Raw genomic sequence first — 12,215 nt, forward strand, 5'->3', positions numbered from 1 at the left:
CTAAGAGGTCAAAAATCGAAGCGGGCTATTATGCCTATCTAGCGTCAAATTGCACGGATCATCCGACCATGTACGGCATTCACGATGAGTTTCCCCAGGTCGCCGGCTTGCGCTACCTGAACCACGCGGCAGTCGCACCCTGGCCGCAACGCGCGGTTGTGGCCGTCAGCCGCTTCGCCGAACAGAACGCCCGCCACGGCGCCCGCGACTACCCGGCCTGGCTACAGGTCGAAATCACCCTGCGCGAACGCTTGACGCGCCTGTTCAACGCTCCGAGCAGTGCCGACATCGCCCTGGTCAAGAACACCTCCGAGGCGCTGTCCTTCGTGGCCTTCGGGCTGGACTGGAAGGCCGGCGATCAGGTGATCGTCAGTGACGAGGAGTTCCCTTCCAATCGGGTGGTCTGGGAAGCACTCAAACCGCTCGGCGTGGAAGTGCTGCAGATCGCCCTGCAGGGTCGCGATCCCGAGGCCAGACTGCTCACGGCCTGCGGTCCGCGCACCCGCCTGCTGGCGATCAGCGCGGTGCAATATGCCAGCGGCCTGCGCCTGGACCTGGAGCGCCTCGGCCATGGCTGTCGCCAGCGCGGCGTGCTGCTCTGCGTCGATGCGATTCAGCAGCTCGGCGCCCTGCCCTTCGACGTGCAGAGCAACCAGTGCGACTTCGCCATGGCCGACGGGCACAAATGGATGCTCGGCCCGGAGGGCCTCGGCGCCTTCTATTGCCGCAGCGAGCTGCGCGAACAACTGAGGCTGCATGAATACGGCTGGCACATGCTCGAGCACCCCGGCGACTACCAGCGCAAGGAGTGGCAGGTGGCCAAGACGGCTCGGCGATTCGAATGCGGCAGCCCGAACCTGCTCGGCGCCATGGCCCTGGAGGCCAGCCTGTCCTTGCTCGAGGAGGTCGGTATGCAAGAGGTGGGGCGTGCGGTACAGGAGCGCGTGCAATGGCTGCTCGACGACCTCGGTACGATGCCCGGCCTCAGCCTGCACAGCCCACGCAGTCCGGCGAGGCGCGCCGGGATCGTGACCTTCAGCCTGGCGGGCTGGGACAATCGGCTGCTGTACGAACGCCTGAGGAGCGAACAGGTGATCTGCGCCCAGCGTGGCGGCGGCGTCCGCCTGTCGCCACACTTCTACAGTGAAGGGCGGGTAATAGAGGAAACCCTACGCTTGCTGCACCAGTTGGCAGCAGGATGAGGACTCAACAGCAGCCGCGGTATTCCAAAACCGTTTAAAAAGGCGCCGAACCGTGGTGGACGATCGGGAATCTTCGCCAATACTTAGGGGTACTGGTGCGCGGCATCTCCCCCCAAGTGCCCCGCCAGGCAAGGTACCGTGGACCGCGTACCTTGATTTACTCCTAATGGTCTTAACCCGGATTCATCCCCCAGAACCCGGGTTTTTTTTGCCCCGAGATCCGCAACGCAGCCATCGGAGCGACCTCGCCCTAGTCGACCCGTGCCAGCGGGAACAGGCGCTTGAAGTTGGCGCTGGTCTGTTCGGCCAAGGTTTCGAAACCCACCCCGCGCAACTGCGCCAGGTACTCGGCCACCTCGCGCACATATTCCGGCAGGTTGGGCTTGCCGCGATAGGGTACCGGCGCCAGATAAGGCGAGTCAGTCTCCACCAGCAGCCGATCGGCCGGCACCTGGCGGGCGACTTCGCGCAACGCCCCGGCATTGCGGAAGGTGACGATGCCGGACAGCGAGATGTAGAACCCCAGATCCAGCGCCGCCCTGGCCATCGCCCAATCCTCGGTGAAACAGTGCAGCACACCGGCCTGCGGCAACGCCGCCTCGCGCAGCAGCGCCAGCGTGTCGGCCCGCGCCTCGCGGGTGTGCACGATCACCGGTTTGCCGGTGAGCTGGGCGGCGTGCAGGTGCAGGCGAAAGGCCTCTTGCTGGGCCTGTGCGGCTTGCGGCTCGTAATGGTAGTCCAGCCCGGTTTCACCGATGGCCACCACGTGCGGATGGTTCAACTCGGCCAGCAACCAGTCCAGGGCAGGCGCCGCGCCGGGCTCAAGATCCAGCGGGTGCACCCCCACCGAGCAGTCGACGTCGGCATAGCGCTCGGCCAGCGCCTTGACCGCCGCAGCGTTGTCGGCGCTGACGCCGATGCAGAGAAAGTGTCCGACGCCGCGAGCGCGCGCGGCATCCAGCGCCGCATCGAGCGAGCCCTGGTGCGCGGCCAGATCGAGGCGGTCGAGATGGCAGTGGGAATCAACCAGCATGGATAGCAATCACTTGAGAATCGATGCCGCTCGCGGCATCGCGGGCCCGGACGCCCTGGTGAAAAAGTAGCGACCTACATGGTATGGGTCGGACGGTCCGACTTCAGCGCACCCGCCAGGTAGGTTTCGATCTTGTTGCGGGCGGTGTTGTCGCCCTCGTTGAACTGCACGCCCACACCCGCGGCACGGTTGCCCTGGGCGCCCTTGGGGGTGATCCATACCACCTTGCCGGCGACCGGGATCTTCTCCGGCTCATCCATCAGGTTGAGCAGCATGAACACCTCATCGCCGAGCTTGTAGCTCTTGTTGGTCGGAATGAACAGCCCGCCATTCTTGATAAAGGGCATGTAGGCGGCATAGAGCACGGACTTGTCCTTGATGGTCAGGGACAAGATTCCATTACGCGGACCCAAATTAGGTGGCAAGCTCATGCGGCATTCCTGGCTTCATTACTCAATGGCCGATTCTAGCCCGGTCCGGGCAGGCTTGCCCACCGCACCAAGAGCGCTTCGAGAAGCAACACACTGTTCAGGTTGGCCTTGCCCAGCACTTTCTGCCGCTGCTGCAACAGCCAGTCCTGGGTCTCCAGCACCCTGGCCTGCGGCGCCTTGTCGGCCAGGTACTGCACCACCTTGCGCATGTCCTCGAGCCCCAGCCCCTGCTCGTCGCGGGTCAACTGATAACGCAGCATCGACTGCGCCCAGTCGCAGAACCAGTCGAACAGCATGGACATCGGCAGGTTCTTCCAGGCCTCGGCCAACTGGCTGGCGGCGATCTGCTGCTTGAGCAGCTTCTTCACCCCGTCCACTACCAAGGCGCGCTGCTCGCGCACGCCCTGTTGCTGCAGGCTGCGCGCGGTCAGCGGCGAGCCGCCCGCCAGGCTCAGCAGCTCCCGGCACTCCACTTCGCCGCACTCAGGCAAGGCCTGGGCCAGCCAGGCCAGACTGGTCGCCGGGTCCGGCAGCGGACAGGCTTGCTGCACGCAGCGACTCTTGATGGTCGGCAACAGCCGGCTCGGCTGATGGCTGAGCAACAGCAGCACCGTATCGCCGGAGGGCTCCTCCAGGCTCTTGAGCAGGGCATTGGAGGCGGCCAGGGTCATGTCTTCCGCCGGCGGTTCGGCGATCAGCACGACCTTGCGGCCGCTCAATTGCGCGGTCTTGTTGACGAAGCCGATCAGCTCGCGGACATCGTCGACGCCGACGCTCTTCTTGTCCCCACTCGGCTTGAGCTCGAAACTGTCCGGGTGGCTGCCCGCCGCGAGCAGGTGACAGCCCTTGCACTGTCCACAGGCCTCCAGGCCCGCCGGCTGCTGACACAGCAGAAGCGCCCTCAGGGACTCGGCCAGATCGCGCTTGCCGATTCCGGCAGGCCCCAACAACAGGTAAGCGTGGGCATGCCGAGTGCGGCCGGCCAGCTGCCGCCACAGTTCAGCCTGCCAGGGATAGACCTCAGCCACGGCACAGCTCCAGAATCTGCGGCAACAGTGCGTCCAGGGCCTGCTGCACTTCGCTCAGGGGCTGCGAGGCATCCAGGACCCGATAGCGCTGCGGCTCCGCTGCCGCACGGCGCAGGTAGGTCTGGCGCACGGCATCGAAGAAGGCTCGCCCCTCCTGCTCGAAGCGATCCAGGCGTCCCCTGGCCGCGGCGCGAGACAGGCCGACCTCGATCGGCAGATCGAAGACCAGGGTCAGCGCCGGACGCAGACCGCCCTGCACATAATCCTCGAGTACGGCGATGCGCTCCTCCGGCAAACCGCGACCGCCACCCTGATAGGCATAGGTGGCATCGGTGAAACGATCGCAGAGCACCACACAACCGCGCGCCAGGGCCGGGCGAATCACCCGGTCCAAGTGCTGAGCCCGCGCCGCGAATACCAGCAGCAGCTCGGTATCGGCCGCCATCGGCTCCTCGCTCGGCGCCAGCAATAGCTCGCGCACACGCTCTGCCAGCGGCGTGCCGCCGGGCTCACGGGTCAGCAGCACCTCGATGCCGTGTTCCGCCAGGCGCGCGGCCAGGTACTCGCGATTGGTGCTCTTGCCGGCCCCTTCCGGGCCTTCCAGGGTGATAAACAGACCGCTCACGGGGCGTCCTTCTGATGGCTTGACTGTGGGGCGGGACTGGAGCGGTAGCCTGCGCGTCGATTGAGCTGATAGGCACGCACCGCCCGATTGTGCGCCTCCAGGGTGTCCGAGAAGGCATGGCTGCCATCGCCCCGGGCCACGAAATACAGGCTCTTGCCCGCCACCGGGTGCAAGGCCGCGTGGATCGCCTCGCGCCCGACCAGGGCGATCGGCGTCGGCGGCATGCCGTCGATCACATAGGTGTTGTAGGGGGTGGGTTCGCGCAGGTGGGCACGGGACAGCTTGCCGTTGTAGCGCTCGCCCAGACCGTAGATCACCGTCGGGTCGGTCTGCAAGCGCATGCCGCTGCGCAGGCGGCGGACGAATACGCCGGCGATCGCCCCCCGCTCCTCCGGCACACCGGTCTCCTTCTCGATCATCGAGGCCATGATCAGGGCGTCATAGGGCTCGCCGTAAGGCAGACCTTCGGCGCGCTGCGCCCACTCCTCGGCCAGCACCTGCTCCAGGCGCGCATAGGCCTGCTTGAGCAGATCCAGGTCGGTGGTGCCGCGCACGTAACGGTAGGTATCGGGGAAGAAGCGCCCCTCCGGATTGACCCCGGGCAGCCCGAGGCGCTCCATCAGCTGTGCATCGCTCAGCCCGGTCAGGCGCGACTCGAGCTTGCTGGCACGCTCCAGCGCCGCGCGCACCTGACGGAAGTTCCAGCCCTCGACCAGGGTCAGGCTGTATTGCACCACCTCGCCACGACGCCACTGCACCAGCATGTCGTTCACCGTCTGCCCCGGCGTCAGGCGGTATTCGCCGCTGTGCAGGGGCTGACCACGCAGATTGAAGCGCCAGTAAAGCCGCAGCCAGAATGCGTCCTGCAGAACCCCTTCGGCCTGCAGGCGGTTGAGTACACCCCCCGGCGTCGTGCCGGCCGGCACTTCGAGCAGGCGCTCCTCAGTCAGCTGCAAAGGCTGGTGAAGCGCCTTGTGTTGCTGCCAGGCGGCGAAAACCAGTAACAGGCCGGCCACTAACACGCCGGCTTCCAGAAGCAGCAATATCTTGCGTATCACAGATCAGCAGTCCAGTAGATCGCGGGCTATGGCCTGCAGTTTACGGGTGAGCGGGCCTACCGGCCAGTCGCGGCCCTGCAGCCGGCGAACCGGCCACACGCCATAGAGGCTGTTGCACAGAAAGACCTCGTCGGCGCTCAGCAACTCGGCGAGGTCGATGTCGCGCACCTCGCAGGGCACCCCAAGGGCATCGGCTTGCGCCAGCAACTCCGCGCGCATCACACCGGCCACGCCGCAACGCGAAAGGTCCGGGGTCAGCAAAACACCGCCCTTGAGCAGGAACAGGTTGCTGAAGACCCCCTCGATCACCCGTCCCGAAGCATCCTGCATCAGGCCTTCGGCATGCTCGTCATCCTGCCACTCGCTGCGCGCCAGCACCTGCTCCAGACGATTGAGGTGCTTCAAGCCGGCCAGCAGTGGCTGTTCCGCCAGGCGCGTCGCACAGGGAAACAGACGCACACCTTGCTCGGCATGCTCCGCCGGGTACGCCGGTCTCGCGCCGCCGAGCAAGAGGCGCCGCACTACCGCCGGCTGCGGCGGCGCATAGCCACGCAAACCGTCACCCCGGGTGAGGATCAGCTTGGCCACGCCCTCGCCCAACTGCCGACTGAAGGCGAGCAGTTCGTCCCGGAGCACGGTCGCATCGTATGGCAACCCCAGGCGCGCACAACCTTCGGCCAGGCGCGCCAGGTGGCGCTCCAGCAACGCTGGCCTGCCGCCACGCACGGCGACGGTCTCGAACAGGCCATCGCCGTAGGCCAGGCCGCGATCCCTTACGGACAGCAGCTCGGCCGGACGACCATCGACCCAGCTCAGCATCAACCGGCGAACCGGCGGAACACCAGCGAGCCGTTGGTGCCGCCGAAACCGAAGGAGTTGGACAGCACCACGTCGATGTCCATCGCCTTGGCCTGGTGCGGCACGAAGTCGAGGTCGCAGCCCTCATCCGGCTGATCCAGGTTGATGGTCGGCGGAGCCACCTGCTCGCGCAGCGCCAGCACGCTGAAAATCGCCTCCACCGCACCCGCGGCACCGAGCAGATGGCCGGTCATGGACTTGGTCGAGCTGACAGCCAATTGGTAGGCGTGCTCGCCGAACACCGACTTGATGGCCGCCACTTCGGCCTTGTCGCCGGCGGACGTCGAGGTGCCGTGGGCATTGATGTACTGCACCTGGCTGCCTTCGAGCCCGGCGTCGCGCAGGGCATTGGCCATGCAGCGGGCCGCACCCGCCCCATCTTCCGGCGGCGAGGTCATGTGGAAGGCATCGCCGCTCATACCGAAACCGATCAGCTCGGCGTAGATGGTCGCGCCGCGGGCCTTGGCATGCTCCAACTCCTCCAGCACCAGGGTGCCGGCACCGTCGGACAGGACGAAACCGTCGCGATCCTTGTCCCACGGACGGCTGGCCTTGGTCGGCTCGTCGTTGCGGGTCGACAGCGCCCGCGCCGCGGCAAAGCCGCCGATGCCCAGACCGCAGGCGGCCATCTCGGCGCCACCGGCGACCATCACGTCGGCTTCGCCATAGGCGATATTGCGCGCCGCCATGCCGATGCAGTGGGTGCCGGTGGTGCAGGCGGTGGCGATGGCGTAGTTAGGCCCCTGCAGTCCCAGGTGGATCGACAGGAAGCCGGAAATCATATTGATGATCGAGCCCGGCACGAAGAACGGCGAGATGCGTCTCGGCCCCTGCTCGTGCAGCGACTTGCAGCTGTTCTCGATGTTAGTCAGGCCGCCGATGCCGGAGCCCAGCGCCACACCGATGCGCTCACGGTTGGCATCGGTTACTTCCAGCCCGGAGTCACGCACTGCCTGAAAACTGGCTGCCAGACCGTACTGGATGAACAGATCGAGCTTGCGCGCCTCTTTGGCCGACAGGTATTGCTCGACGTCAAAGCCCTTTACCGAACCGCCGAAGCGGGTGGTATAGGCGGACAGGTCCATGTGCTCGATCGGGCCGATACCGCTGCGCCCGGCCAAAATGCCCTGCCAGCTGCTCGGCACATCGTTACCCAGCGGCGACACCATGCCCATACCGGTAACCACGACGCGTCTACGCGACACAGCAATCTCCTCTTGTTCGGATTACAACGCTTGGAATGCGCTTAAAGAAAAGCCGCACGCCCGATGAAGGCGTGCGGCTTTTCCAAGTCGGGAATCGACGATTCGCTTATTGCGCGTGCGCAGTCACGTAATCGATGGCTTCCTGAACGGTGGTGATCTTCTCAGCTTGCTCGTCCGGGATCTCGGTCTCGAATTCCTCTTCGAGGGCCATCACCAGCTCAACGGTATCAAGAGAGTCGGCACCCAGGTCTTCGACGAAGGAAGCGCTGTTGGTTACTTCCTCTTCTTTGACGCCAAGTTGCTCGGCAACGATTTTCTTGACGCGTTCTTCGATGGTGCTCATACCTTGTTCTCACTCCTAATGGGACAAATCCAGGCCACTGGTCTGCGGCCAAGTGTATAGAAAGGGTTTTTAGCATTTCAAGCTGAATGCCGGGGTGCCCCCAGGAACACTTCAACGATCTGTCTATAAACCTGTTGCAGCTTGATACCGGATTCTAGACAGCGACTATGACAGTTTTCCGAAGGCATCCGTCACATTCAGCTCATGTACATACCGCCGTTCACAGGGATAGTAGCCCCTGTGACGTAGGCTGCGCCATCGGAAGCGAGGAAAGCGACCACTTTCGCGATCTCTTCGGCTTGCCCCAGACGGCCCAGCGGAATCTGTGTCAGCAGCGCATCACGCTGCGCTTCCGGCAGCTCTCGGGTCATGTCGGTATCGATGAAACCGGGCGCCACCGCATTCACGGTGATCGCCCGCGAGCCGACTTCCCGAGCCAGCGCACGACCGAAACCCTCCAGCCCAGCCTTGGCAGCGGCGTAGTTTACCTGCCCCGCGTTGCCCATGGCCCCGACCACCGATCCGATATTGATGATGCGACCGAAACGCGCCTTGGTCATACCGCGCAACACGGCCTTGGACAGGCGATAGAGGCTGTTCAGATTGGTATTGATGACGTCGAACCACTCGTCGTCCTTCATGCGCAGCATCAGGTTATCGCGAGTGATGCCGGCGTTGTTGACCAGGATCAACGGCTGCCCCAGGTGCTGCTGAATATGCTCCAGGGTGCTGGCCACCGACTCATCGTTGCTGACATCCAGCACCAGGCCGGCCCCTTCGATGCCGTTGGCCTTCAGGGTTTCGGCGATGCGCTCGGCACCGGATGCGGAAGTCGCGGTACCAATGACCACGGCGCCTTGGCGCCCCAGCTCAAGCGCGACAGCCTGGCCGATACCACGGCTCGCGCCGGTAACCAGGGCAACTTTACCTTGCAGGCTCATACAACCTCTCCTCAATCAGGCCAAGGCCGCGCGGGTGGCGGCGAAGGCGTCTGGGGTATCCAAATTATGGGTATTGATGCCTTTGACACAGCGCTTGTTCAGCCCCGACAGCACCTTGCCCGGACCACACTCGACCAGATCGGTCACGCCCTGATCGGCCAGACAGACCATCGACTCGACCCAGCGGACCGGGCTATAGAGCTGGGCCAGCAAGTCGCGCTTGAGCGCATCGAGATCGGCCACTGCAGCCGCACTGACGTTCTGTACCAACGGAATCTGCGGCGCCTGCCAGGCGATCGCCGCCACGGCCTCGGCAAAGCGCTCGGCTGCCGGGCGCATCAAGGCGCAGTGCGACGGCACGCTGACCGGCAGGGGCATGGCGCGCTTGGCACCACGTGCCTTACACGCCTCGACCGCACGCGCCACCGCCGGCGCGGCGCCGGCGATCACCACCTGCCCCGGCGCATTGAAATTGACCGCGCTGACCACCTCGTCCTGCGCCGCTTCGGCGCACGCCGCCAGCACGTCGGCATCGTCCAGGCCGAGGATGGCCGCCATGCCACCCTGACCAGCCGGAACGGCCTGCTGCATCAGCCGGCCACGATGCTCGACCAATTTCACCGCCGCGGCAAAATCCAGGCTGCCGGCAGCCACCAGAGCCGAATACTCTCCGAGGCTGTGGCCGGCGACGAACGCCGGGCGTACACCGCCCTGCGCCTGCCACAAACGCCACAGGGCGATGGAAGCCGTGAGGATCGCCGGCTGAGTCTTGTCGGTTTGATTCAGTTGCTCTTCCGGACCCTGCTGGGTCAAGGCCCACAGGTCGTAGCCGAGCGCATCGGAGGCTTCGGCGAAGGTGTCGATGATCAGCGGCTGCTGAGCGCCATGCTCGGCCAGCATCGCCAGGGACTGGGAGCCCTGACCAGGAAAGACAAAGGCGAGGGATGCAGACATATATAGGTTTCCCTAGTGGTCTTAGCGTCGGGGGAATCGCGACAAGGCATAGCCAAACGCAACAAACTGACAGTTGGATGACAGGCCGCCAGCCGCGGTCACATCCTAGAACAACAGATCCTCGAGGCGGCCATGCAGGCGCTGCGGCAGGTTCTCTTCCACCTCCTGCAAGGCCCGACGAATCGCGCTCTTGAAACCTTCCTGCCCAGCCGCACCATGACTCTTGACCACGATACCCTGCAGGCCGAGAAAGCTCGCTCCATTATGCCGAGCGGGAGCCAGCTCGGCGCGCAAACGCCGCAACAGCGGCATGGCCAGGGCACCGATCAGGCGCGCCGCCGCCCCTTCTCGGAACAGCGCCTCGATACGCGTCGAGATCATCTGCGCCAAGCCCTCACTGGACTTGAGCAGGATATTGCCGACGAACCCATCGCACACCACCACATCGGCCTCGCCGCGATACAGGCCATCGCCCTCGACAAAGCCGCTGTAGTTCAGCCCCGCCGCTTGCTGCAACAGGTTAGCCGCCAGCTTGACCTGCTGATTCCCCTTGATGTCCTCGGTACCGACATTGAGCAGCGCCACCCGGGGCCGAACGATCCCCATCGCCTCGGCAGCCACCGAACCCATCACGGCAAACTGATAGAGGTGCTCGGCACTGCAATCGACGTTCGCCCCCAGATCGAGCAACTGACAATACCCCGTCCGGGTCGGCACGGCCGCCATCATCGCGGGGCGATCGATGCCCGGCAGCGTCTTCAAGACATAACGCGACAGGGCCATCAACGCCCCGGTATTGCCGGCACTGACGCAGGCCTGGGCACGGCCGCTGCGCACCAGCTCCAAGGCGACGCGCATAGACGCATCCGGCTTATTGCGCAGGGCCTGGGCCGGCCGCTCATCCATGCCGATCACTTCGCCGGCATGCTCGACGCGCAGGCGCGCACGATCGACCTCGGGACTCCGGGCGATCAACTCTTCGAGAAGGGGGGATTGGCCAACGAGGACCAGGTGCAGCGAGGGGTATTCGGCCAGACAGGCGATGCTGGCTGGAACAATGCAGTGGGGACCGAAGTCCCCACCCATTGCATCAATCGCGATGATCGGAGCGGACAAGGATTACTCGTCAGCGCCCTTGTCGATCACTTTGCGACCACGGTAAACGCCTTCCGGCGAAACGTGGTGACGCAGGTGAACTTCACCGGTGCTCTTCTCGACGGACAGCGCATTGCCCTCGAGGGCATCGTGCGAGCGACGCATGTCGCGAGCGGAGCGGGATTTTTTGTTCTGCTGAACAGCCATAACTAATTAACTCCTAAACGTTTGGGTCACGCTTTAACTGTGCCAATACACTGAACGGGTTGGACCGCGTTACCTCGTCCTCGCTCGGCTCGGGCTCTTCGAGGCCTGCCGGCTGCTGGCAATCTTCAGGATCATGGGCCGGCACTATGGGCAAGGCGAGCAGCAGCTCATCCTCAACCAGAGCCAGCAGATCCAATGGCTCTTCACCCAACTCCAGCACGTCATAGCCTTTCGGCATAGACTGGGTATTCGCACCTTCTTTCACCACAGCGTAATCACATGCGCTTTGGATCGGTAGAGCGACCAGCTCCAGACAACGCTGGCAAACCATCTTGACCTCGACCTCGAGCTCGCTGTGCATAACCACGGCGTTGCGCTCGTCGCGCTCGAAGACAAACTTCGCGCTTACCGTGCCGGCATTATCGGCAAGCGGGTCGCAGAGCCTGTGCAAGTCGGCCAGCGCCACCACTCCCTCGAGAGCGGTACCGCGATCGGCCAATTTGCGCGGATCAACGTGAGGTGGAATCGGACCATTCGACATAGGCGCCGCATTCTAGGGATGCGCCCACCCCCTGTCAAAGGAAATTCGGCCTGTCCAGCACCCGGAGCGACCGCTAGAATCGCCCTCCTTATATAAGGAGTACGTCATGCTGCCTCTGGTGCTCGCTTCCAGCTCCCCCTACCGCCGCGAACTACTGGCTCGCCTGCGCCTGCCCTTCACCTGGAGCGCGCCGGCCATCGACGAGAGTCGCTTGCCGAACGAGGACGCCAGCAGCCTGGTTCGCCGCCTGGCCGAGGAGAAAGCCCGCGCCCTGAGCGACAGCCACCCACACCACCTGATCATCGGCTCCGACCAGGTGGCCGTCCTGGATCAGGACATCCTCGGCAAGCCGCATAACTTCGCGCGCGCGCGCAGCCAGCTACTCGCCGCCAGCGACCGCAGCGTCACCTTCCTGACCGGCCTGGCCTTGCTCAACAGCGAAACCGGCCAGTGCCAGGTCGACTGCATTCCCTTCACCGTGCACTTCCGCCCCCTGAGCGAAGAGCAGATAGGGCGCTACCTGGAGGCGGAGCAGCCCTACGACTGCGCCGGCAGCTTCAAGGCAGAAGGCCTGGGCATCAGCCTGTTTCGCAGCACCGAAGGCAGCGACGCCAACAGCCTGATCGGCCTCCCTCTGATCCGCCTGGTGGACATGCTGCACGAGGCCGGCATCGACATTCCCTGACACCCGAAC

The 12,215-nt window shown here is 64.5% G+C and carries 15 protein-coding genes; 2 read left to right on the forward strand and 13 right to left on the reverse strand.

Annotated features, from left to right (window positions below; translation table 11 throughout):
- Nucleotides 1-68 precede the first annotated feature (68 nt).
- Nucleotides 69-1,202 (forward strand): aminotransferase class V-fold PLP-dependent enzyme, encoded by a 1,134-nt coding sequence (locus SBP02_RS12620; RefSeq protein ID WP_318642125.1) that lies wholly within the window; start codon nt 69-71, stop codon nt 1,200-1,202.
- Nucleotides 1,203-1,452: 250 nt separating this feature from the next.
- Here SBP02_RS12620 and SBP02_RS12625 read toward each other — a convergent pair whose 3' ends face one another.
- The 13 genes from SBP02_RS12625 to SBP02_RS12685 all read right to left on the reverse strand — a co-directional run bounded on the left by SBP02_RS12625 (nt 1,453) and on the right by SBP02_RS12685 (nt 11,521).
- The gene (locus tag SBP02_RS12625) at nt 1,453-2,235 is read right to left on the reverse strand and encodes a TatD family hydrolase (protein WP_318642126.1); all 783 of its coding nucleotides are present in this window, start codon (nt 2,233-2,235) and stop codon (nt 1,453-1,455) included.
- A 74-nt stretch (nt 2,236-2,309) separates the two neighbouring features.
- A complete protein-coding gene (locus tag SBP02_RS12630) occupies nt 2,310-2,666 on the reverse strand; it encodes a PilZ domain-containing protein (RefSeq protein ID WP_042556691.1) in 357 nt (118 codons plus the stop codon).
- 35 nt (nt 2,667-2,701) lie between these two features.
- Nucleotides 2,702-3,694, reverse strand: coding sequence for a DNA polymerase III subunit delta' (locus SBP02_RS12635; RefSeq protein WP_318642127.1), 993 nt, complete (start codon nt 3,692-3,694; stop codon nt 2,702-2,704).
- Entirely contained in the window at nt 3,687-4,319 is a 633-nt protein-coding gene (gene tmk / locus SBP02_RS12640) for a dTMP kinase (RefSeq protein WP_318642128.1), read from the reverse strand. Before tmk ends, SBP02_RS12635 begins: the two co-directional genes overlap by 8 nt.
- Nucleotides 4,316-5,377, reverse strand: coding sequence for an endolytic transglycosylase MltG (gene mltG, locus SBP02_RS12645; RefSeq protein ID WP_318642129.1), 1,062 nt, complete (start codon nt 5,375-5,377; stop codon nt 4,316-4,318). Before mltG ends, tmk begins: the two co-directional genes overlap by 4 nt.
- Nucleotides 5,378-5,380: 3 nt before the next feature.
- Entirely contained in the window at nt 5,381-6,196 is an 816-nt protein-coding gene (pabC, locus tag SBP02_RS12650) for an aminodeoxychorismate lyase (RefSeq protein WP_318642130.1), read from the reverse strand.
- Nucleotides 6,196-7,440 carry a beta-ketoacyl-ACP synthase II gene (gene fabF / locus SBP02_RS12655; protein WP_318642131.1) on the reverse strand — a complete coding sequence of 415 codons (1,245 nt, stop codon included), beginning with the start codon at nt 7,438-7,440 and terminating at the stop codon, nt 6,196-6,198. The genes pabC and fabF overlap by 1 nt, the downstream gene beginning before the upstream one ends.
- Before the next feature lie 106 nt (nt 7,441-7,546).
- Entirely contained in the window at nt 7,547-7,783 is a 237-nt protein-coding gene (gene acpP / locus SBP02_RS12660) for an acyl carrier protein (protein ID WP_003245177.1), read from the reverse strand.
- 197 nt (nt 7,784-7,980) lie between these two features.
- Nucleotides 7,981-8,724 (reverse strand): 3-oxoacyl-ACP reductase FabG, encoded by a 744-nt coding sequence (gene fabG, locus SBP02_RS12665; protein WP_318642132.1) that lies wholly within the window; start codon nt 8,722-8,724, stop codon nt 7,981-7,983.
- Between the two features lie 15 nt (nt 8,725-8,739).
- Nucleotides 8,740-9,678: an ACP S-malonyltransferase gene (gene fabD / locus SBP02_RS12670; RefSeq protein WP_318642133.1), complete on the reverse strand. Its 939-nt coding sequence runs from the start codon at nt 9,676-9,678 to the stop codon at nt 8,740-8,742.
- A gap of 105 nt (nt 9,679-9,783) precedes the next feature.
- The gene (gene plsX, locus SBP02_RS12675) at nt 9,784-10,794 is read right to left on the reverse strand and encodes a phosphate acyltransferase PlsX (protein WP_369959089.1); all 1,011 of its coding nucleotides are present in this window, start codon (nt 10,792-10,794) and stop codon (nt 9,784-9,786) included.
- A 3-nt stretch (nt 10,795-10,797) separates the two neighbouring features.
- The gene (gene rpmF, locus SBP02_RS12680; RefSeq protein WP_025167420.1) at nt 10,798-10,980 is read right to left on the reverse strand and encodes a 50S ribosomal protein L32; all 183 of its coding nucleotides are present in this window, start codon (nt 10,978-10,980) and stop codon (nt 10,798-10,800) included.
- Nucleotides 10,981-10,993: 13 nt separating this feature from the next.
- Nucleotides 10,994-11,521, reverse strand: coding sequence for a YceD family protein (locus tag SBP02_RS12685; protein WP_318642135.1), 528 nt, complete (start codon nt 11,519-11,521; stop codon nt 10,994-10,996).
- A gap of 106 nt (nt 11,522-11,627) precedes the next feature.
- Here SBP02_RS12685 and SBP02_RS12690 point away from each other — a divergent pair, with 106 nt between their 5' ends.
- Complete coding sequence (locus tag SBP02_RS12690; RefSeq protein WP_318642136.1) at nt 11,628-12,206, forward strand: Maf family protein; 579 nt, start codon at nt 11,628-11,630, stop codon at nt 12,204-12,206.
- Nucleotides 12,207-12,215: the final 9 nt, after the last annotated feature.

The sequence above is a fragment of the Pseudomonas benzenivorans genome, assembly GCF_033547155.1.
GTDB lineage: Bacteria > Pseudomonadota > Gammaproteobacteria > Pseudomonadales > Pseudomonadaceae > Aquipseudomonas > Aquipseudomonas benzenivorans_B.